The organism is Psychrobium sp. nBUS_13, from assembly GCF_051201665.1.
GTDB lineage: Bacteria > Pseudomonadota > Gammaproteobacteria > Enterobacterales > Psychrobiaceae > Psychrobium.
This window is the reverse complement of record NZ_CP179210.1, coordinates 2,959,633-2,980,471: the sequence shown is the minus strand read 5'-3', so window position 1 is coordinate 2,980,471 and position 20,839 is coordinate 2,959,633. Positions and strand designations below refer to the sequence as shown.

The following is a 20,839-nucleotide window of genomic DNA, read 5'->3' as shown; positions in this document are numbered from 1 at the left end:
AAGTCGATGACTGTCGAAATTAAAGTTCCTGTATTACCAGAATCAGTAGCAGATGCTGCTGTAGCGACTTGGCATGTAAGCGTGGGCGATAGTGTTTCACGTGATGACAACCTAGTTGACATTGAAACAGATAAAGTTGTTTTAGAAGTACCATCACCGGTTGATGGTGTTGTTGTTGAAATTCGTGAAGACGAAGGTGCAACGGTTCTTGGTGAGCAAGTAATTGCAATCATTAAAGAAGGCGCAGCCGCTGGCGAAGAAGTGAAAAAGGATGACGCAGCTCCTGCACCAACAGCAGCGGCAGAATCAACTGACGAATCTTCTGATGCATTGAGCCCATCTGTACGTCGTCTACTGTCTGAGCACAACTTAAACAGCGACAGCATCAAAGGCACTGGTGTTGGTGGTCGTTTAACCAAAGAAGACGTTGAGAAGCACATCAAAGGTGGCGCAGCGGCTCCAGCGGCAGCTCCAGCAGCGGCTGCACCAGCACCAGCGATTGGCGCACGTGACCAAAAACGTGTTCCTATGACACGCTTACGTAAAACTATCGCTAAGCGCTTATTACAAGCGACTAACGACACCGCAATGTTGACAACGTTTAACGAAATCAACATGAAGCCAATCATGGATCTTCGCAAGCAATACAAAGATGTATTTGAAGAGCGTCATGGTTGTCGTTTAGGTTTCATGTCTTTCTACGTGAAAGCAGTAACAGAAGCCTTAAAACGTTTCCCTGAAATCAACGCGTCTATTGACGGTGATGACTTGGTTTACCATAACTTCTTCGACGTAAGTATTGCTGTTTCTACGCCACGTGGCCTAGTAACTCCAGTATTACGCGACACTGACCAAATGAGCATGAGCGACATCGAGAAGAAAATTCGCGAATTAGCCATCAAAGGTCGTGACGGTAAACTAACGGTTGACGAAATGACTGGTGGTAACTTCACCGTAACAAACGGCGGTGTATTCGGTTCATTAATTTCTACGCCAATCATTAACTTGCCACAAAGCGCTATCTTGGGAATGCACAAAATCCAAGATCGTCCAATGGCGGTTGACGGTAAAGTAGAAATTTTACCAATGATGTACCTTGCTCTGTCTTACGATCACCGTATCGTTGATGGTAAAGGTAGTGTTGGTTTCCTAGTAACTATTAAAGAGCTACTAGAAGATCCAACTCGTTTACTACTTGATGTTTAATCAAGAGTAGAAAATTTTTTAAATTGGTGTTGTAAAACACTATGAGGGTTGCCAGCAAAAGGCTGGCAACTTTTTTTAACTAACGTGACGGAAAATCATCATGAATTTGCATGAGTATCAAGCGAAACAATTATTCGCAGAATATGGTTTACCAGTATCTGAAGGGTTCGCATGTGACACCCCTCAAGAAGCTGCTGAAGCTGCTGACAAAATTGGCGGAGACATGTGGGTTGTTAAAACTCAAGTACATGCCGGTGGCCGTGGTAAAGCTGGCGGTGTTAAGCTAGTAAAATCTAAAGAAGAAATCAAAGACTTTGCACAACATTGGTTAGGCAAAAACTTAGTTACTTATCAAACAGATGAAAACGGTCAGCCAGTTGCTAAAATCTTAGTAGAAAGCTGTACTGATATCGCTAACGAATTATACCTTGGCGCTGTTGTAGACCGTGGTACACGTAAAGTAGTATTCATGGCATCTACTGAAGGTGGTGTTGAAATCGAAACTGTTGCTGAAGAAACTCCAGAGTTAATTCACAAAGCCGAAATCGATCCACTAGTTGGCCCACAAGCATACCAAGGTCGTGAACTTGGCTTCAAATTGGGTCTAAACCCAGTACAAATGAAGCAATTTGTTAAGATCTTCATGGGTCTTGGTAAAATGTTCAACGATTTCGATTTCGCACTACTAGAAATCAACCCTCTAGTAATCACAGACGAAGGTAACCTTCACTGTCTAGATGGCAAAATCGGCATCGATGGTAATGCACTTTACCGTCAACCAAAAATCCGTGAAATGCACGATCCATCTCAAGAAGATGAGCGTGAAGCACATGCAGCACAGTGGGAACTTAACTACGTTGCACTAGACGGAAACGTTGGCTGTATGGTTAACGGTGCTGGCCTAGCAATGGGTACGATGGATATCGTAAACCTACATGGCGGCAAGCCTGCTAACTTTCTAGATGTTGGCGGCGGCGCGACTAAAGAACGTGTATCTGAAGCATTCAAAATCATCCTATCTGACGACAACGTTAAAGCTGTTCTAGTAAACATCTTCGGCGGTATCGTACGTTGTGACATGATTGCTGAAGGCATCATCGGTGCAGTTAAAGAAGTTGGCGTTAAAGTACCTGTAGTTGTACGTTTAGAAGGTACTAACGCAGAAGCGGGTCGTGAAGTTCTTAAAAATTCAGACGTTGCAGTAATTGCAGCTGAGTCATTAACTGATGCAGCAGAGAAAGTTGTTGCAGCTGCGGAGGGCAAATAATGTCTGTATTAATTAACAAAGATACTAAAGTAATCTGTCAAGGTTTCACTGGTGGTCAAGGTACTTTCCACTCTGAGCAAGCTCTTGAGTACGGTACACAAATGGTAGGTGGCGTAAGCCCAGGTAAAGGCGGTCAAACGCATCTTGGTCTTCCAGTATTTAACACAGTTCGTGAAGCAGTAGAAGCTACTGGCGCAACGGCTACTGTTATCTACGTACCAGCTCCATTCTGTAAAGACGCTATCTTAGAAGCTATCGATGCTGGCATCGAACTAATCGTTACTATCACTGAAGGTATCCCAACTTTAGACATGGTTGACGTTAAAGTTAAGCTTGAGCAAACTGGCGTTCGCATGATCGGTCCTAACTGTCCAGGTGTTATCACGCCAGGCGAAACTAAGATTGGTATCATGCCAGGTCACATCCACTTACCAGGTAAAGTAGGTATCGTATCTCGTTCAGGTACATTAACTTACGAAGCTGTTAAGCAAACTACAGATGCTGGTTTTGGTCAGTCTACTTGTGTTGGTATCGGTGGTGACCCAATCCCAGGTACTAACTTCATCGACGTTCTAGAAATGTTCGAGAAAGATGAGCAAACTGAAGCTATCGTTATGATCGGTGAGATCGGCGGTACTGCTGAAGAAGAAGCTGCTGAATACATCAAAGCAAACGTATCTAAGCCTGTAGTATCTTACATTGCTGGTGTTACTGCACCAGAAGGTAAGCGTATGGGTCACGCTGGCGCAATCATCGCTGGTGGTAAAGGTACTGCTGATGAGAAATTTGCTGCTCTAGAAGCTGCTGGTGTTAAAACTGTACGTTCACTTGCCCAAATCGGTTCTGCACTTAAAGAAAAGACTGGTTGGTAATTACTAGTTTTTGATTGTGAAAAGGCTGCCTTGTGCAGCCTTTTTTGTTTTTGGATAGTGGTAAAGGTAATGCTGACTAACTAAAACCTTCGGTCAGCATTAGAAGCTGCTGGTGTTAAAACTGTACGTTCACTTGCCCAAATCGGTTCTGCACTAAAAGAGAAAACTGGTTGGTAAGCTAAGGCTTAGCAAGTAGTTTGTTGAAAAGGTCACTTCTGTGGCCTTTTTTGTGTCTGAGATATATCTGTATATCCACTTTATTGATAAATATCAGGTGAGTTCATTCGCTATATTATCAAAGGGGCTCACTGTTCCAGCATGTCGTTGCCCAACTACATGAGTGTAAATTTCAGTGGTTCTTAAATCTGTATGCCCCAGTAATGTTTGAACTGTTCGAATATCTGTCCCATTAATTAATAATGATGTTGCAAAGCTATGACGAAATGTATGAGCAGATACTTTTTTAGGGATATTAGCTTTTAAAACACTCTGGCGAATTTGTTTTGATAGCGTTGTGGGATGCAAATGATGACGACAAATATAACCATCAATAGGGTGATTACAGCGAGTTGTTGACGGGAATAAATATTGCCATCCAAAATCTTTCATCGCAGAGTTATATTTCCTATTTAACCTGAGATCGGCTTAAGAAACGACGATCTGATTCATCTCAACGTCAGTGATATTTAGTTGTGGTTTGTTTTCTTTCAGAGAATAAGCCACAAGCCCAGCAATGAGATTTAACATTAAGCCATTCATGCTTCTATGTCTGGAATGCTCAATTTGTGAAATGTTTTTCAATTGGTCATTGATTGTTTCAATAATAAATCGCCTAGATAGCATGGCCCTATCCCAAATAGACAGTACCTTTGCTTTCATATTTTTTCGCACATTTGTTACTAAAGTGACTCCTTGTTCTAGCAAATTACTTTCTAATGCTTTACTTATGTAGCCCTTATCAGCATAGAGTTTATCTGGCAGGTCTGATGCCATACCTTCAACAGGTTGAGTATCATGCACGTTTGCAGCCGTTATTTTCGCTGCAACAATCTCCCCTAGGTGATTCACTATCAAATGGAGCTTAAATCCAAAATACCAGCCCATAGTCCCTTTACCTCGTTTAGCAATTCCATCAAATGTTTTGTGGCGTGGGATTCTTAAATTGTGGCAAACTTTAATGCTTGTAGAGTCAATAAATTCAAGGCCTGTAGGCTGCCCCTTAATCGCAGAAAAATAACTGCACAACGGCACTAATGTCGTTGGCATGACTTCTAAAAATCGTGTGTAACTAAGCAAGTATGGGAATTGTTTTTTGTAAAAACGCTGAATGAACCCGATGTAATAGTTTTTAAAGTCTCTGTGATTCGACATATGGAATAAAATAACGATAGTCATCACTTCACTTGTGGCCATTCGACCTTTACGCTGCCGCTTTCTCGTCCCATCAGACAGTAATTGCTTTTCCCATTGAGGAATAAAAACTTCACAAAAATCATCGACATCACAAAATATTTCAACTAACTTATCCATACGCTCACCGTTTATAGTGTTTAAATCGTTTCTTGTTCGAAAGATCTGATCACTAGGTGGGCTATTAGTTCAATTTTTATCCCGAGTTCAGGTTATTTAACGATGCAGGCAAAGAGGTTAGCCCAAACCCTGCTTGTAAGTCTTGATTATGCATTAACTTAACCTTTTCAATTTGTTTAGCAATGGCATCATTTAATTGATTAGGTAATAAAGTCACTCGATCTTTTTGTCCTTTTCCTCTGAACACAAAAAGTGTTTGATTTGAAAAATCAATATCTTTAATACGTAATCGTAATGCCTCATTCAACCTTAATCCACTGCCATAAAGAATAGAGACGAGTAGTTTATAGGGATTTTTTAAGTGACTTATAATCGCAGAGACTTGCAGGGGAGATAATACAGTTGGAATTGTTTTTGGTCGCTTGGCATAAGAAAATGTTAAATTATCGAATTGGCGTTCTAATAGATGCTTGTACATGAAAACTATCGCACACAAAGCTTGATTTTGCGTTGCTGCACTTACCCCACGATTAACGGCTAAAAATGTTAAAAAATGATTTATTTCAGATAAACCCAAATCTTTAGGATGACGTTTGTCATTAAACATAATGAAATATTTAGCCCAATACAAATAGCTTTTTTCAGTTTGCAGGCTATATCGTTTCACACGTATCACATCTCTAAGTGACAGTAAAAAAGGGGATTTAGTAATCATCATAGAAGCCTTAGTTGATCTGTATGTATGTACAGTTATAATTGGCTTTAGTGATCTTTGCAACTTATTGTATGTTTATTGTTCTAATTGGTTTCTTTGTTCCAACAAACTAATTTATATAGTTGATTGTTTTTTTATATAAAATTATTTTAATTCTTGGCATACGAAGAAATAAACTTCTTCGTATGCCGCACTTCTTTCTTTCGACAAGGAGTGTTTTTCATTTATTTAAAATAAAAGTCGATAACCCATTGCAAGGTAATAGATTAATCATTATTGTTGAGCACAATTAAGTTTTATTAATCCGGCATTATCGAGAATTCCGGATAATATACTGTTATATTTCACACAGAGTACGGAGGCTCACTTGGACTATCTAGTATATGGAGACGAAAGTGGAACGACAGGAAGTGACCGTTGTTACTCTATAGGTTTGCTTTGTGTCCCAAAATCAAAGGTTGACGAGTTCAATAAATATGTTCTTGATTTAAAGAAAAAGCGTGGGATTGTTGGCGAACTAAAGTGGTCAAAAATTAAGAATAGTGCTGGGCAAGCAAATATCTGTGTAGATCTCCTCTCGATGGTTCTGAGAAGTTCATGTTGCTTTCACTCTATCGTTGTTGAAAAATCTATTTACAACAACTGGAAATCAGATAGAGAAAAAGCATTTTATCAAACCTACACGTACTTATTAAAAAACACTGCCAAACAAGTAAAATCAAAACTTATCGTTTTGATAGACCAAAAGTGTGACAAGTATAAAAAGAACGATGAAGTTATTGGTATAGTTGCTAACAATATGTTGGCAAAACTTGGCTCAGATAGAACCATTCAAGAAGTGACAATGAATGATTCAAAAGAGCACCTTGGTCTACAAGTCGTAGATATCTTAACTGGTGCAGTAAACTCAGGTTACATGAAATTCCTAAACCCTAAGTTAAGTTTATCTGTAGCAAAAGAAGCCGCATTTATTAAAATGGCAAACATGCTTGGTTGGGATCAACTGGTTTATGATACATATCCCAATAAAGACTTTAACATTTGGCACTTTCCGTCTGAAAATAGGTCAAGACCTGCTACAAAGGCAATTACCCCTAATTTTAGTATCAAGGCAGTAGAGCCAAGTGAAATATAACAAGCTAATAAATAAGGACAAAAAACAGTTTTCTGTTTTCGTTCCTCAACATTTTAGCAAACAATTTTTTGCCCATTATTAGGGCGTTAGGCTGCTAAGGAGTAGCGAGTGTGAAGATCGTTAAACGTAAGCAAGATTATTTGGGGTTTATCCTGATACTGGGTGTTGGTTTAATTATTTTTACTCATTACTTACGAGATACTCAAGTTTCAAGTAACTTGTCTTTTTTTCTTGGTGTAGCACCAAATTTTATCGCAGCATTTTGTTGCCCTGTAGTATTTTTGGTCTACATAAAACATGTACAAAAATTATTTTGTAATCTTAGTGATTTTCAGTGGTTTTTTAGTAGCATACTTATTACATTAATTGGGCTGTTTTTCTGGGAATTGCGTCAACTGCATCTAGATAAGTTTACATTTGATACTTACGATATTATCGCAAGTTTTATAGGTTCTATTTGTTTCTTAGGGTGCTGGCCATTAATTAAACCGTTTATAGCGCAGCCTAACAAGCAAATAAACTAGGACAAAAAACAGTTGGTTTTTTCTCCTTCGTCGCTAATTTTAACCAACTATTTTTTGCATGTTATTTGGGCGTTAGGCATACATGGAGTTTCCAATGAACTATACAGAATGGTTGAACAATAGCTTTCCTAAACTAAAAGAGGCTCCTAGTACGGAAACATTTTCGTATATACATCAAGCTAAGCTAGCATCAAAATTACAGTGTTGGTTTATTGATATATTATTAACAGTAGCTTTTATGGTTTGCTTTACTTTTATCATGTCATCCGTAGGTTATATCCCTTTTGAAAGTTATATTTACTGGGCAGGACTTGTCATTGTTTTAGCTATAAGTAAATATATCTCAGATAAAATTGAGCAAAAAATAATTAAAAACAAACTATATAAACTTGTTATTAAAAAGTATGCCTAACAAGCGCATTAAGCATGGGACTGCTAACAGTTTGCTCGGTTCCGCTCCGCTTCACATTTTAGCAAACTATTATCAGCCCCTTATGCGGGCGTTAGTGCGTCAAGCTAAGCTTGATGCATCTTGCAGGGTGTAAGTCCCTGTCGGGTAAGGTATAACCAACCACCTGTATCGAGTGTTGCGCCTTTGGCGGAGTGTGAGATTAGCGATTGCTTTTCGGCAGTGAGGACTGCATCACATGAACAATATTGGTGAAGCGTACACAGAGAATTATGTAGGCCATAGGGGATATCGTGTCCCTGAAGTGCTGGCATCGCTCCGATAAATATTAGATCTGACTGACGAGGTTTGTAACGCCATCGAAGTCCAAGCAAAGCAACCATTATTCATGAAAGTGAGCGGTGAGGTTGTGGCGAGTCAGCGGGGTTATCAAGCCGTGGCATGTATAAAGAGATGCATTGAGAACTTGAGAGATCCAAAGGTGTCCCATTAGGACGATGGTAGGGACGTTTAGCCAAAAGCAAAGCCAACGATGACCCTTTGGAAGTCAGATCAGCCCATAGTAGTCTGAGCAGGGGAAAGCCTTGTACATGGCGAAGGAGCTGACAGTTATATCCGGTATTAAGCCGCCACATAGTCCGGACAAAGTAGGGCTGGAATCACTATGACAACAACACTTAATGCCATCGCATTTAAAGCACAAACCCACCCCAAGCACAGATTTCAGAATTTATATGGATTGCTAAATACTGACAGTTTGTATCAAAGCTGGGGGCAACTCAATAAACATGCTAAACCCGGTATTGATGGCACTACCATGCCTAAATACAAGGAAAAGCTAACTGAAAATATTGATCGCTTAGGTCAACAACTCAAACATAAATGTTATCGAGTTAATGATATCAAGCGGATCTTTATCCCTAAATCTAATGGTAAATTAAGACCACTAGGTCTGCCAACGGTTGAAGACAAGCTCGTGCAACAAAGTGTTAGCCAGATCCTGCAAAGCATCTGGGAACAAGACTTTATGCGCAATAGTTATGGTTATCGACCGAATAAAAGTGCGCATCAAGCAGTGCATAGTTTGACACTAAATCTGCAATTCAAAGGTTACGGTTACATTGTCGAGGCTGATATTAAAGGCTTCTTCGATAATCTTGATCACGAATGGCTGATGGACATGTTAAAACAACGCATCGATGATAAGGCGATACTTAACTTAATTAATCAGTGGTTAAAAGCACGGATAAAATCACCTGATGGAGTCTACACCAAGCCATCTAGTGGCAGTCCACAAGGCGGAATTATCAGCCCTGTACTGGCTAATATTTATCTCCATTATGCACTAGACCTCTGGTTCGAAAAGAAAGTAAAACCGTCGATGCGTGGCAGAGCAATGATGATCCGCTACGCCGATGACTTTGTGTGTGCGTTTCAATTGGAAAGGGATGCAAAGCGCTTTTATAAGGTACTACCGAAACGATTAAAGAAGTTCAACTTAGACGTCGCAGAAGACAAAACATCGTTAATGCGCTTTAGCCGATTTCACGCTGGTCGAAAACGTCACTTCGTATTTCTAGGGTTTGAATTTTACTGGGGCACTGATTCAAACAGTAAACCAAGACTCAGACGGCGAACCGCTGTTGCGAAACAGAGGGCGAAGCTGAGTGAGTATTACCAATGGATTAAAAGCAAACGCTCGCTTAAATTGAAGCTATGGCTGCCGCAGTTAAGACGAAAACTCATGGGGTTTGTAAATTATTTCGGACTACCGGACAACAGCAGAAGTTTATCAAGCCTGCATGACTATGTTTTACATAGTCTGTATAAATGGTTGAACAGACGCAGTGGTCGGCGAAGTTATAATTGGAGTAATTTCAAGAAGATGTTAGAGTATTTTAAAATTGAGAGACCAAACGTCAGCAAGCGATTTTTGCTGGTTGATTGGTACTAGGGTCGTGTTTTTACACGAGCGAATATATAACTGAAGAGCCGGATGCGGTAGTTCCGCACGTCCGGATCTGTGTGGGGTCGGCTCAGTAATGGACCGCTCTACCACGATTGTGATTGGGGGTTCAAATGGAAAAATTAGCGCACGAGATATGGATATTTGATGGTAGCTCAGTTCAGTTTCTAGGATTACCTTTTTCTACTCGAATGACGATTGTTCGGCTATCTAGTGGTGAGCTTTGGGTTCACAGCCCAATCAAGTTATCAGAAGTAATTACTGATCAGATTAGTAGCTTAGGTGAAGTAAGGTATTTGATAGCGCCAAATCACTTACATCATCTATTTTTACCTGATTGGCTAGCGGTTTATCCCAAAGCCGAAGTTTTTGGCACTAACGAAGTTATCGAAAAGCGTGGTGATTATCTTTTTAATGGTTCTTTGAACCATCAGCAAAGTTGGGCATGGGGAGCAGACATCGATCAAGTGTTATTTTCGGGTTCCCCCTTGATGGAAGAATGTGTTTTTTTCCATAAAAGTTCAGGTGTCCTTATCGCCACAGACTTAGTTGAAAACTTTTCTGGAAACGAATTTAATTATTTGCAAAGAGTTGTAGCGAAAGGTGTTGGTATTCTCGCTCCTAACGGAAAAATGCCTTTAGATTGGCGCCTAAGTTTTATGTTCGGTAAATCGGATGCTCGCCGACACCTTGATAGCTTGTTGTCTTGGAAACCTCAAATTTTAGTCATGTCCCATGGCGAAATTGTCAAAGAAAATGCAGATAAGTTCTTAGAGCGTGCATTCAAATGGCTTATCTGAGCAAGTGGCAAAAAATCACATAACAAAGCATTTAAGACGGATTCCCAACGCTCGGCATTTTTGGCTTGCTTTGAATTTAGTGTTTACGGCACAATACTTTAAGTTCATTGGTCTGCGTTGCTCGCCACTTAATGCGGCGTTGAGGCTGTAGAATTTATAAATCTTAGATTCCAGAGCCAAAAACTACGTTGATGAGAGTAGATGCGCGGTTTTTAGTGTAAATTAATCAAAATTTAATGGCTGTTTTTCTTGAATGATAAATTCTACAGCCTCGTTAAGCATCATTAGTTCATCACAAGTATTTGATAAAAACAGTGCTTTCTTAACAATTAACTTTAAACATGGAGGGAAAATATGAACGAAAATGAACAACTTGTTGAAAAGTTTTATAACGCGTTTAAACAATCAGATTATGCCACAATGCATGATTGTTACCACCCTGACATTGAGTTTTCTGATCCATTATTTCAATTAAAAGGCCCTAAGGCCAAAGCCATGTGGCACATGCTCTTAGAAAAAGGAGGAGATCCGAATAGCCGAACCTTCGAGGGAATTCAGGCAGATGACCACAACGGAAAAGTCCATTGGGAAGCCAAATATGTGTTTTCTAAAACCGGTAGGCATGTCCACAACAAAGTCGATGCTGAGTTTATATTTAAGGATGGAAAAATCATTAAACACTATGATAATTTCAATCTTTATAAATGGACTCAAATGGCTATGGGACCCATAGGGTTAGTTCTGGGATGGACCTCTTTTTTCCAAAACAAGGTTCGCCAAGGAGGCCAACAAACTTTGAACCAATTTATTGAAAAATATTCAGAATATGAAGAATGAGCTCTTTTGGATGAAATATGCGAAAATGATGCTTAACAGGGTGCTGTTGTCGGATAAATTTTCCGCTGCGCTCCAAATTTGCCGCAAAGCACCGCGTTGAGGCTGTAGAATTTATCAAAAAGAACGTTTTTACGTTCTTTTTTAGTTTTAGCATCGTTGTTCAATAATTAAGCTTGAACGGTGATCTGGTCTGTGAACCAATGGTTATTATCCGTTGCGAGTAAACGAGATGGCCACTTTCCCATAACAAGATGCAAACCAGACTTATCCTGTCAAAACAGATTCATTCCCGTTGATTTTTCCCAGCAAATTATGCCCGGCACGTTTGAATATGCACTAGCTCATATTGTGGATAATCGTCTCGATTTGTCGGGCTTTGATAAATGGTATAATACCAATTGCATTAAATATTTGCCCACTTGTACTTGTTAAAATGTAACTATTCACTAGGGAAAATTATTTTCTAAGGATCCTTTTTAGCTATTGACCGATCCTGCCAGTATGCCAAGCTAGGGCTATGACTTAATCGCCCTAGCTTCAATGAACTTAAACAGCATCAACATCACTGAAATAGTTGAGCAAACTAAAGCTCAGTTACAAGAAGATAAGACACTCACGCCTGCGTTGAAGATGTCTATCGAGCTTATTCTTGTTATCGTTGTTATGCTTGCCAGTAAATTGGGACTTAACAGTAAAAATAGTAGTATCCCGCCATCAAAAGATATTAACCGAGAAAAACAAACCAAAGCTAAATCAGATAAGCTAGCGGGTGGACAAAAAGGCCGAACGGGTAAAACGCTGACTCAAACAGAAACGCCCGATGAGATAGAAGTCATTTTAGTTGACCGAGACATGTTACCTCAAGGACGTTATCGTGAGGTGGGTTTTCAAAAGCGGCAAGTTGTCGATATCGACATCAGTAAAGTGGTGACAGAATACCAAGCGCAAATTCTGGAAAATGCGCAAGGAAAGCGTTTTGAGGGTGAATTTCCAGAAGGCGTTAACAGTCCGATCCAGTATGGCGTTGGTGTGAAAGCGCATGCCGTTTACTTATCCCAATATCAATTACTTCCTTATAATCGTATTGAAGAATACTTTGCCGACCAGCTCGGTCTCCCCGTCAGTGCGGGTAGTTTGTTTAACTTTAATGAGCAAGCCGCTGCACTGGTCAAGTCATCAGGTGCAGAAGATATCATAAAAACGGCATTACAAAGCCCTCATCAAACATTACATGTTGATGAAACAGGTATTAATATCGGCGGAAAACGGCGATGGCTTCATGGCGCGTCAACGACATGGTGGACGTATTTTTATCCTCATGAAAAAAGAGGAAAAATAGCGATGGATGACGCCGATATTCTTCCTCACTTTAGTGGTGTACTGTGTCATGACCATTGGAAACCGTATTATCAATATACCAAGTGCCAACATGCCTTATGCAATGCTCATCATATCCGAGAGTTAGAAAGAGCATGGGAGCAAGATGGCATGCAATGGGCGAAGGCGTTGCAAACCTTACTGAAGGACATGAATAAACATCAAATTGATAACCCCAACTTAGACGAAGACACTAAGCGGCAATACTTAACGCAATATCAAAAAATACTAGCCGCAGGTGAAATTGAATGTCCAGCGCCAGATGAAAACAGCCGAATAAAAGGTCAGCGAGGGCGATTAAAACGAACAAAATCCAGAGCATTGTTAGAGCGATTAAGAGATTATCAAGATGATGTCTTACGCTTTCTGACGAGCACTGCTGTCCCATTTACCAATAATCAAGGCGAGAATGATATTAGGATGACAAAAGTTCATCAAAAAATATCTGGATGCTTTAGAAGTATGCAAGGCGCAGAGATGTTCTGTTTGATCAGAAGCTATTTATCGACTTGCAGAAAACAATATGTATCTGCAAGCCTAGCCCTTGAATTGCTATTCAAAAATCAGCTTCCAGATGTATTTATTGAAGATAAGGCTGAATAGTTACGTTAAAATTAACTAAAATGGCGTTGCTCTCAATCCTAATAGCCAGCTATTAGTCAATCGAGCGCCTTGTTTTAGCTGATTTTCTCTACGCACAACAAGATCACTTACTTAATGCAATTAATGGTATGGACCAATATGCTGTTATCTGGACAGACGTTTTATGAAGTGGCGTTAAATGAAAAAGGTGAAGAGCAAAGTTTAACGCAGGGCCTTGCCAAAGGCGTTGCTGAGCTAGAAAACCATGAACTTCATGAAAAGCCACAAAACAATGAAGATAAAAAGCAATTGGCATGGTTTGAACAAGCAATCTCTCAATCAACAGCAAAATGGAAAGTGGTGTATGGTCATCATATTCTGTGGTCTATTGGCGGCACGAAATACAGCGAAGGGCATGTGCTGCGTCCATTGATCATGCCTTCGCTATGTCGATATGCGGATGCGTATATTGCGGGACACGAACACGATTTAGAATGGCTAACCGATGATTGCTCTAAGTATACGCCGCAAAGCAATAAAGGTGAATTACCACTTATTATAAGCGGTGCAGCGTCTAAAATGCGTGGGACACATACTCCCTTTGCAAAGTACCAAGAGAAGCAATATCCAGAATATGAATTGATTTGGAATAAGAGTTTTACTTGGGGGTTTAGTCGCGTCGTATTAGACAATGACAGCGATACATTGTCTGTTGAGTTTTACGCCGCGCAGTGGCAATGGTGCATTAGAGACACAAGCGCAATTTTCGTTTAAGCGTCGCAATCAATAGATAGGAACGGTGGATCAATAACTCTGAGCCACAAAACTTTATTCTTCTTCAGCTGGTGGTGTGGCTAGTGGCCAACCACCTAGTGCCTTCCATTGGTTTACTATATGACAAAACAACTCTGCAGTGCGCTCGGTGTCATAGAGTGCTGAATGTGCTTCTTTATTGTCAAATGCAATGCCTGCTTCCATACACGCTTTTGCTAACACAGTTTGGCCAAGTGCAAGACCAGAGAGCGTGGTCGTGTCAAAGGTCACGAAAGGGTGGAATGGGTCACGTTTTAAACCACTGCGGGTGGTGGCTGCTTTAAAAAAACTTTGATCAAAGGCGGCATTATGTGCCACTAAAATAGCACGGTGACAACCTTGTGCTTTCATTGCTTTACGTACGTGCTTAAACAAATCATGTAACGCATCTTTTTCACTTACTGCGCCGCGTAACGGGTTGTATGGATCAATACCGGTAAAATCTAACGAAGCCTGTTCTAGATTGGCCCCTTCGAAAGGTTCAATGTGATAATGATGGGTTTTGCTAATCGAGAGTTCACCTTGCTCGTCAAATGCTAAAATACTGGCTGCAAGTTCTAATACCGCATCAGTTTGCGCATTAAATCCAGCCGTTTCTATATCGATAACAATAGGAAAGTATCCGCGAAATCGTTGACTCATTAATGAAGGTTGTTGCTCTGACATGTGCTCTAATCGTTGATTGGTAGTAAGATCGACTATTATCTTAGATATTGAGAACACTGGCTAGCGTTTTATTAAGGCGAGACAGGAAATAAAGTTCAGGGTAATTACTAAAGATCTCCCGCAGTGCGCCGATAGCATTTTTAAGTAACCCTCTAGACAACATAGGACAGGTGTCAATGACAAATCGATTGCTAACCTTTGGTGCCATGCTTAGTGTGACCGCATTATTAACAATGCCCGCTAATGGCATGATGCGCAGCTATAGCGCGTCTATGCAAGAGTCTAGTTGGTCGTTAGTGAAAAACTCGCCAACGGCTTGTGTGTTAGAGCATCAAATCCCTCGTTTTGGCAAGGTAAACTTTTCAAGTGTTGCCAATAAAAATATCAATTTAGACTTTGCGATGAACATGTTGCAAAAGCCAGCTAAGTATACCGAAGTTGAATTGCGCTCAATGCCGCCGAAATGGCGTTTCAATTCGCCTTCATCCCATATTACCAATCTTGCTTATTACAAACAGTTTGATGGTGAAGTGTTAGACGACCAAGCATGGTTAATGCTTAACGAATTAGAAAAAGGCATGTCTCCGACATTTTTCTATCGCGACTGGTATAACGCGAATGATTCTGTGTCTGTTGGTGTTTCTGCCGTAAATTTTGCAGATCAACACATGGCATTTATGGATTGTGTTAGTAAATTACTGCCATATTCGTTTGAAGACATCTCATTTACGACGCTGAACTACAAAAAGAATACGCAAATCTTAGATCGCCGCTCTCAAGAAAAGCTCAAAATGATTCGTGACTATTTGAAGTTTGAGCCAGAGATGGATCTTGTATTAGTTGATTCATATACTGATAGCTACGGTGGTCGCTATAAGAATAGACAAATATCGAAACAACGTGCCAATGACATAAAACAGATGTTGGAAGATTCAGGGATCGCTGGCACTAAAATTATGGTGACAGGCCATGGTGAAAAACGTCACATTGCGTCAAATGAATCGTTACAAGGCAGAAATGAAAACAGGCGTGTGGTTATTACCATGAATCGCGGATATTAATTAATTTTACAAACCTAATTGTATAAAAGCCGCTAAACATAGTTAATCCATAATTTGGATAATTAGTTTAGCGGCTTTGTTGATCTTAGCGTCATAGGCGCACTGAGCTAAAGCTAATACCATTAATTGCATTAAGTAAGTGATCTTGTTGTGCGTAGAGAAAATCAGCTAAAACAAGGCGCTCGATTGACTAATAGCTGGCTATTAGGATTGAGAGCAACGCCATTTTAGTTAATTTTAACAAGTACAAGTGGGCAAATATTTAATGCAATTGGTATAATTAATTGTCGCCTAAGCCTTTGCCAGCAAACTTGTTTTCAATGAGCTCTATTTTATAGCCATCAGGATCTTCAACAAAAGCAATTACCGTTGTGCCGCCTTTAACAGGGCCGGGCTCACGGCAAATAGTCGCGCCAGCTGCTTTGAGCGCATCGCAAGTTGCATAGATATCGTCACAGCCAATCGCAAGGTGACCAAAAGCGCTGCCCATATCGTATTCGTTAGTGTCCCAATTGTAGGTCAGCTCTAACACCGTGCCTGTTGCTTCGTCGTCATAGCCTAAAAATGCCAATGTATAACGATACTCTGTATTTTCAGATTGACGTAACAAGCGCATTTTTAGTGCTGTAGTGTAAAACTCAATTGAACGTTCTAAGTTGCCAACACGCAACATTGTATGTAAAAAACGCATGATTATTCTCCGGATTATTTAGCTCTTAGTTTTTATAGACGGGATTATACAAGAGTTTTATGACGAGATAATTTTATCTGCCTTATTTTCAAGTATTAACGTTAGGGTCTGTTGATCTTTTGAGTTCATTTTTGCAGCAATTTGTTTGGGGTTTCTACAAGGCAGAGTCTATGTGGTGTAGCTGGCTCGATAATAGCTCCTGCATTATCCTAATGAGCTACATCCCTGTAGCAATACACGAATAGGCGATAACGCCGTAGAAATAACAAACAAATACTGTCCGTAGGATTCACCTAAAAGTATTTTGTGCGGCGTTATTCGTCATTCACCTAGATAAACTAGGCATCAATCCTCATGCCTTGCTCAAAATCCTTTTAGATTGAACAAAATTTGAACCGCAAAGTTCAACAGACCCTCATATGAAATCTTAAGTTCACTTCACTTATCGTAGAAAACCACCTACAATAGCGGCGATTTTGTTTGAGATACTTATGTTTAAATCACTGTCCAACTGCCTATTGATACTAATTTTGATTTCCTTTGCTGGGCAATCGATGGCCTATCATGTGGCGTCATCGCAGGACGAACTCTTTCATCAATCAACTCAAGTTCAGCAGCACAGTTCTGCTGAGTCTCACGAAAACACTGATACCTCAATAGACGATGATTGTTGTGACATAGATTGTTGCTCAGGTGACTGCATTTGTCCTGATAACACCTGTAGTTCACATGTTTATCTCGTTACCAGTTTTTCATTGTCACAATTAGTTATTTTAAGTGAGTTAAAAATCTCTACAGCGATTCAACAAACACATTTGTTTGCCGCCTCTCTTTATCGACCTCCCATATTCAGCGCGTAAGTCTTTAATACCAATCTGGTATCCACACAACATTAAAAATTTATGATTAATTGCGAATTTTCGCAGTGCTATTCCATTGCTATTAATTATACCCGTTGCCAGTGAAAGTGCATGATTTCAGCAAGACGAGAAGCGTGCTAAATACTAGGCGTAAGATGTGTCGTTAAGTCATTCTTAACAAATATCTTATAACAACGTAGTTGGTCGCTTATCGCCTTGCCCGTAGGGACCTCGGGTAGAACACGACTACTGCGTTATGATTTATAATCAGGGAGTGACCATTAATTACAAATCATGCCTTGTATTCGAATTCTACCCGAGCTCTGAAACAAGCATCTTCAATGGTAACGGGTATAAATAGAATGGCATTAGCATTATTAGAGGTCAAAATGCTTACTAAATATTCTAAAATCTCGCTGGCTGTGATGCTTGCACCAACAATCGCGACAGCAAGTGAAGATGACCATCATGAACATGACGAGAAAAAAATTGAAAAAATTCAAGTGACGGCGTCGCGCCTTGGCCGCATTGTTACGGAATCGGCAACTCGCACAGAAATAATCAACGGTGAAGAAGTCCAAGAAAAAGCCCTAATGAGACCGGGTAACATCTCAATGCTGGTGGCGGAAACGGGCGGCGTACGAGTGCAAAATACATCGCCTGCATTAGGCAGTGCCAATATTCGATTACAGAGTTTGTATGGCCGTTATACGCAGTTACTTAGCGATGGCTTACCGCTATATGGCGGGCAAACCGCATCCATTGGTTTGTTGCAAATTCCTCCTACCGATTTAGCGAATGTTGAAATAATCAAAGGCTCAGCCTCATCACTGTACGGTGGCTCTGCACTTGGCGGCGTAATTAACTTAATTTCTCGTACGCCATCAGATGAGTTTGAGGGGGAAGTATTATTAAATGCGACCTCAAAAGGTGGCCAAGATATTACGTCTTATTTTTCTTCGCCAATTAATGAGACGACCAGCGCATCAGTTACCGCTGGCTTACATAATCAAGCCGACAAAGATCTCGATAGTGATGGTTGGAATGATATTGCGCAATACCAACGGGCGACGGTTCGTCCGCGTTTGTATTGGGAGAGCGAAAGCGGCGCTAATTTATATGTTACTTTTGGTGCGATGAAAGAAGAGCGCGAAGGTGGCACGACGGCGCAAGGCACTGTCCCTGATGGCAATCCTTTTGAACAAAGCCAAGATTCGTTAAGGCTCGATAGTGGCTTCATTTTTGATCGGCCACTAGGAGATGTGCTTAATCTCAACTTACGCGGTTCAGCTACGCGACAAAAACACGATCATATTTATGGCTTGGTTGAAGAAAATGACACCCATGAAAGTTACTTGTTTGAATCAAGCTTATCTGGCTATAACGATGCTATCGCGTGGCTTGTGGGGGCCGCTTATCAGTCAGAGCGCTTTGATTCACAAGACTATAGCGAGTTCAATTACGACTATCAGGTTCCTGGATTATTCTCACAAGTTGATTATCAAGCTAATGACGATGTGTCGATGTCACTGAGTGCCCGTGCCGACTGGCACAGCGAATACGGCACACAGGTTAGCCCACGTGTATCGATGCTATATAGTCCTGAAAGCTGGACAATTCGAGGTTCGTACGGTCAAGGTTTCTTTGCGCCAACGCCGTTTATCGAAGACATTGAAGATGCGGGGTTGTCACGCCTAGCACCACTTAATAGCATTGATGAAGAGCGTGCGACGACAGCATCTATCGATGTGAGTTATGCCATGGATGATGTCGAAGCGAGCGTCACCTTGTTTGCATCCAATGTCGATAATGTCACCGAGCTTGAAGTGATTAACCCACTGGATAGTGGGCTTGATAACGGGGCAGCAAAGCAGGTGAGAATTATCAATGCAGCGGGCGAGAGCGAAATTCGCGGCGCTGAATTACTGCTGCGTTATCGCTGGCACGATATTAAATTAACGGGAAGTTACTTATATACCGACGCGACTAAACAAAACCAATTAGGCAACAGCCGTACACCGCTTAACCTAACACCTAAGCATTCTGCTGGTGCGGTGCTAATGTGGGAAGAGCACGGTAGTCACCTTGTCGGGTTTGAAGCCTACTACACAGGAACCCAGCATCTTGATGGCAATCCCTATCGCGAGAAAAGTGATGCCTACTGGCACTTAGGATTACTTGGTCAAATTACTATTGGTAAGGTTAGCTACTTCATTAATGCAGAAAACCTACTGAATGTGCGTCAAACAAAAGACGAGTCGCTACTGCTGCTAGAGCGAGCGCCAAGTGGACGTTGGGCAACCGATATTTGGTCGCGGAATGACGGTTTTACGGTGAATGCTGGGATCCGCTTTAAGTTTGGGCATTAAGACCCTACTAAAAAAGGAAGGCGCGAATCCAATGCCATTCAGTTAAGCGAAAATTCCTAAATAGGGGCATAATTTGGTGTGCTTGTGAGATTCGGATGCTTAATTGAAATTTTTCGAAAGCACACCAGTTACTTTTCTTTGCGTCGCCAAAGAAAAGTAACCAAAAGAAAGGCGACCCGTGATTTAGCGTTGATTCTTAAATGATAAATTTCCTGTTCAATACAGTATTTGAACCGCGTCCCTGCGGTAAATACTCAAAAATCATCCCTGATTTTTGGATTGGTCAATTTCAAATTTAAGACGCTAAACGACGGGAGTTGGCCGCGCTATAAGCGTACAAAGATCCTTAACTAATCAGTATTAGGCGTGAACTTCCTTTTTTATTTTGTGAAGAGAGTTAATATTCCGTCTTTTCTTCCACTTGGTCAACGTTTTTACCCATTGCGAACTTGGTGCGGTTGGCGACGCGATAAATATGAGTATCAACCGCAATAGTCGGCCAGCCAAAGGCGATATTGAGGACGACATTAGCGGTTTTACGGCCAACACCGGGCAATGCTTCTAATGCTTCACGATTCTCTGGCACTTCGCCGTCATGAAGCTCTAGTAGCATCTGACAGGCTTTGTGAACATTTTTGGCTTTAGAGTTATATAGCCCTAATGTCTTGATATAGCTGGCAAGTCCATCAATACCTAAATCGACAATGGCCTGTGGCGTGTTGGCAACTGGAAATAACTTACTGGTCGCCTTATTTACACCAACATCAGTTGATTGCGCTGACAAGGTTACCGCGACTAACAGCTCAAAAGGCGACGAGAAGTCGAGTTCTGTTCAGGATGTGGATTACCGTCCCGTAAAATGGAGAGGATTTGCTGGCGCTTTTCTTTATTCAATGACTAGGGTCTGTTGATCTTTGTGGTTCAAATTTTGTTCAATCTAAAAGGGTTTTGGGCAAGGCATGAGGATTGATGCCTAGTTTATCTAGGTGAATGACGAATAACGCGGCACAAAATCCTTTTAGATGAATCCAACTGACAGCATTTGTTTGTTATTTCTACGGCGTTATCGCCTATTCATGTAGCCAGCTACACCACATAGGCTCTGCCTTGCAGAAACCTCAAACAAATTGCTGCAAAAATGAACTCAAAAGATCAACAG

At 40.8% G+C, this 20,839-nt stretch carries 19 protein-coding genes and 4 pseudogenes; 16 read left to right on the top strand and 7 right to left on the bottom strand.

All coding sequences use genetic code 11. The features are described 5' to 3' along the window. Positions 1–6 precede the first annotated feature (6 nt). The 4 genes and pseudogenes from odhB to ACMAZF_RS13740 form a co-directional block, all read left to right on the top strand. Positions 7–1,206, top strand: a complete 1,200-nt coding sequence (gene odhB / locus ACMAZF_RS13755; protein ID WP_435274358.1) for a 2-oxoglutarate dehydrogenase complex dihydrolipoyllysine-residue succinyltransferase — start codon at positions 7–9, stop codon at positions 1,204–1,206. 100 nt (positions 1,207–1,306) lie between these two features. Further along, positions 1,307–2,473 carry an ADP-forming succinate--CoA ligase subunit beta gene (sucC, locus tag ACMAZF_RS13750; protein ID WP_435274357.1) on the top strand — a complete coding sequence of 389 codons (1,167 nt, stop codon included), beginning with the start codon at positions 1,307–1,309 and terminating at the stop codon, positions 2,471–2,473. Beyond that, positions 2,473–3,345 (top strand): succinate--CoA ligase subunit alpha, encoded by an 873-nt coding sequence (gene sucD, locus ACMAZF_RS13745; RefSeq protein ID WP_435274356.1) that lies wholly within the window; start codon positions 2,473–2,475, stop codon positions 3,343–3,345. Before sucC ends, sucD begins: the two co-directional genes overlap by 1 nt. A 93-nt stretch (positions 3,346–3,438) precedes the next feature. After that, a pseudogene (locus ACMAZF_RS13740) lies at positions 3,439–3,522 on the top strand (succinate--CoA ligase subunit alpha); the annotation flags it as partial. Between the two features lie 93 nt (positions 3,523–3,615). Here ACMAZF_RS13740 and ACMAZF_RS13735 read toward each other — a convergent pair. From ACMAZF_RS13735 to ACMAZF_RS13725, 3 genes are all read right to left on the bottom strand, one after another. Further along, positions 3,616–3,954, bottom strand: coding sequence for a tyrosine-type recombinase/integrase (locus ACMAZF_RS13735; RefSeq protein ID WP_435274355.1), 339 nt, complete (start codon positions 3,952–3,954; stop codon positions 3,616–3,618). Positions 3,955–3,990: 36 nt separating this feature from the next. Continuing rightward, positions 3,991–4,875, bottom strand: coding sequence for an IS982 family transposase (locus tag ACMAZF_RS13730; protein WP_435273829.1), 885 nt, complete (start codon positions 4,873–4,875; stop codon positions 3,991–3,993). Between the two features lie 76 nt (positions 4,876–4,951). Continuing rightward, a complete protein-coding gene (locus tag ACMAZF_RS13725; protein ID WP_435274354.1) occupies positions 4,952–5,593 on the bottom strand; it encodes a phage integrase N-terminal SAM-like domain-containing protein in 642 nt (213 codons plus the stop codon). A 364-nt stretch (positions 5,594–5,957) separates the two neighbouring features. Here ACMAZF_RS13725 and ACMAZF_RS13720 point away from each other — a divergent pair, with 364 nt between their 5' ends. The 3 genes from ACMAZF_RS13720 (at position 5,958) to ACMAZF_RS13710 (ending at position 7,661) form a co-directional block, all read left to right on the top strand. Beyond that, complete coding sequence (locus tag ACMAZF_RS13720) at positions 5,958–6,725, top strand: DUF3800 domain-containing protein (protein WP_435274353.1); 768 nt, start codon at positions 5,958–5,960, stop codon at positions 6,723–6,725. A 110-nt stretch (positions 6,726–6,835) separates the two neighbouring features. Continuing rightward, positions 6,836–7,249: a hypothetical protein gene (locus ACMAZF_RS13715; RefSeq protein WP_435274352.1), complete on the top strand. Its 414-nt coding sequence runs from the start codon at positions 6,836–6,838 to the stop codon at positions 7,247–7,249. 94 nt (positions 7,250–7,343) lie between these two features. Next, a complete protein-coding gene (locus tag ACMAZF_RS13710; protein WP_435274351.1) occupies positions 7,344–7,661 on the top strand; it encodes a hypothetical protein in 318 nt (105 codons plus the stop codon). 104 nt (positions 7,662–7,765) lie between these two features. Here ACMAZF_RS13710 and ACMAZF_RS13705 read toward each other — a convergent pair whose 3' ends face one another. Next, a complete protein-coding gene (locus ACMAZF_RS13705; RefSeq protein WP_435274350.1) occupies positions 7,766–8,041 on the bottom strand; it encodes a hypothetical protein in 276 nt (91 codons plus the stop codon). A gap of 281 nt (positions 8,042–8,322) precedes the next feature. On the opposite strand from ACMAZF_RS13705, the gene ltrA reads away from it, so the two are divergent. From ltrA to ACMAZF_RS13675, 6 genes and pseudogenes are all read left to right on the top strand, one after another. Continuing rightward, positions 8,323–9,612, top strand: coding sequence for a group II intron reverse transcriptase/maturase (gene ltrA / locus ACMAZF_RS13700; protein WP_435274349.1), 1,290 nt, complete (start codon positions 8,323–8,325; stop codon positions 9,610–9,612). Between the two features lie 125 nt (positions 9,613–9,737). Further along, positions 9,738–10,424 (top strand): DUF4336 domain-containing protein, encoded by a 687-nt coding sequence (locus ACMAZF_RS13695; RefSeq protein ID WP_435274348.1) that lies wholly within the window; start codon positions 9,738–9,740, stop codon positions 10,422–10,424. Positions 10,425–10,778: 354 nt separating this feature from the next. Beyond that, complete coding sequence (locus ACMAZF_RS13690; RefSeq protein WP_435274347.1) at positions 10,779–11,261, top strand: nuclear transport factor 2 family protein; 483 nt, start codon at positions 10,779–10,781, stop codon at positions 11,259–11,261. Positions 11,262–11,504: 243 nt separating this feature from the next. Further along, positions 11,505–11,660, top strand: a pseudogene (locus tag ACMAZF_RS13685) (transposase); the annotation flags it as partial. Positions 11,661–11,801: 141 nt separating this feature from the next. Further along, entirely contained in the window at positions 11,802–13,241 is a 1,440-nt protein-coding gene (tnpC, locus tag ACMAZF_RS13680) for an IS66 family transposase (RefSeq protein ID WP_435274099.1), read from the top strand. A 132-nt stretch (positions 13,242–13,373) separates the two neighbouring features. Then, positions 13,374–14,010, top strand: a pseudogene (locus ACMAZF_RS13675) (metallophosphoesterase); the annotation flags it as partial. A 38-nt stretch (positions 14,011–14,048) separates the two neighbouring features. On the opposite strand, the gene rnt reads toward ACMAZF_RS13675, so the two are convergent. Next, a complete protein-coding gene (rnt, locus tag ACMAZF_RS13670; protein ID WP_435274346.1) occupies positions 14,049–14,699 on the bottom strand; it encodes a ribonuclease T in 651 nt (216 codons plus the stop codon). A 176-nt stretch (positions 14,700–14,875) separates the two neighbouring features. Here rnt and ACMAZF_RS13665 point away from each other — a divergent pair, with 176 nt between their 5' ends. After that, entirely contained in the window at positions 14,876–15,760 is an 885-nt protein-coding gene (locus ACMAZF_RS13665) for a flagellar protein MotY (RefSeq protein ID WP_435274345.1), read from the top strand. A 280-nt stretch (positions 15,761–16,040) separates the two neighbouring features. Here ACMAZF_RS13665 and gloA read toward each other — a convergent pair whose 3' ends face one another. Continuing rightward, positions 16,041–16,451 (bottom strand): lactoylglutathione lyase, encoded by a 411-nt coding sequence (gene gloA / locus ACMAZF_RS13660; RefSeq protein ID WP_435274344.1) that lies wholly within the window; start codon positions 16,449–16,451, stop codon positions 16,041–16,043. Positions 16,452–17,017: 566 nt separating this feature from the next. Between gloA and ACMAZF_RS13655 the strand changes: the two genes are divergently transcribed. Together ACMAZF_RS13655 and ACMAZF_RS13650 are read left to right on the top strand one after the other, a co-directional pair. Continuing rightward, positions 17,018–17,311 (top strand): hypothetical protein, encoded by a 294-nt coding sequence (locus tag ACMAZF_RS13655; protein ID WP_435274343.1) that lies wholly within the window; start codon positions 17,018–17,020, stop codon positions 17,309–17,311. Positions 17,312–17,700: 389 nt separating this feature from the next. Further along, complete coding sequence (locus ACMAZF_RS13650) at positions 17,701–19,680, top strand: TonB-dependent receptor plug domain-containing protein (protein WP_435277247.1); 1,980 nt, start codon at positions 17,701–17,703, stop codon at positions 19,678–19,680. Positions 19,681–20,089: 409 nt separating this feature from the next. Here ACMAZF_RS13650 and nth read toward each other — a convergent pair. Continuing rightward, positions 20,090–20,574 (bottom strand): annotated as a pseudogene (nth, locus tag ACMAZF_RS13645) (endonuclease III); the annotation flags it as partial. Positions 20,575–20,839: the final 265 nt, after the last annotated feature.

Bases quoted from the DNA above. Each gene is read 5' to 3' on its own strand.
- odhB (WP_435274358.1), top strand. From the start codon at position 7: ATGACTGTCGAAATTAAAGTTCCTGTATTACCAGAATCAGTAGCAGAT.
- sucC (WP_435274357.1), top strand. From the start codon at position 1,307: ATGAATTTGCATGAGTATCAAGCGAAACAATTATTCGCAGAATATGGT.
- sucD (WP_435274356.1), top strand. From the start codon at position 2,473: ATGTCTGTATTAATTAACAAAGATACTAAAGTAATCTGTCAAGGTTTC.
- ACMAZF_RS13735 (WP_435274355.1), bottom strand. From the start codon at position 3,954: ATGAAAGATTTTGGATGGCAATATTTATTCCCGTCAACAACTCGCTGT.
- ACMAZF_RS13730 (WP_435273829.1), bottom strand. From the start codon at position 4,875: ATGGATAAGTTAGTTGAAATATTTTGTGATGTCGATGATTTTTGTGAA.
- ACMAZF_RS13725 (WP_435274354.1), bottom strand. From the start codon at position 5,593: ATGATGATTACTAAATCCCCTTTTTTACTGTCACTTAGAGATGTGATA.
- ACMAZF_RS13710 (WP_435274351.1), top strand. From the start codon at position 7,344: ATGAACTATACAGAATGGTTGAACAATAGCTTTCCTAAACTAAAAGAG.
- ACMAZF_RS13705 (WP_435274350.1), bottom strand. From the start codon at position 8,041: ATGGTTGCTTTGCTTGGACTTCGATGGCGTTACAAACCTCGTCAGTCA.
- ltrA (WP_435274349.1), top strand. From the start codon at position 8,323: ATGACAACAACACTTAATGCCATCGCATTTAAAGCACAAACCCACCCC.
- ACMAZF_RS13695 (WP_435274348.1), top strand. From the start codon at position 9,738: ATGGAAAAATTAGCGCACGAGATATGGATATTTGATGGTAGCTCAGTT.
- ACMAZF_RS13690 (WP_435274347.1), top strand. From the start codon at position 10,779: ATGAACGAAAATGAACAACTTGTTGAAAAGTTTTATAACGCGTTTAAA.
- tnpC (WP_435274099.1), top strand. From the start codon at position 11,802: ATGAACTTAAACAGCATCAACATCACTGAAATAGTTGAGCAAACTAAA.
- rnt (WP_435274346.1), bottom strand. From the start codon at position 14,699: ATGTCAGAGCAACAACCTTCATTAATGAGTCAACGATTTCGCGGATAC.
- ACMAZF_RS13665 (WP_435274345.1), top strand. From the start codon at position 14,876: ATGACAAATCGATTGCTAACCTTTGGTGCCATGCTTAGTGTGACCGCA.
- gloA (WP_435274344.1), bottom strand. From the start codon at position 16,451: ATGCGTTTTTTACATACAATGTTGCGTGTTGGCAACTTAGAACGTTCA.
- ACMAZF_RS13650 (WP_435277247.1), top strand. From the start codon at position 17,701: ATGCTTACTAAATATTCTAAAATCTCGCTGGCTGTGATGCTTGCACCA.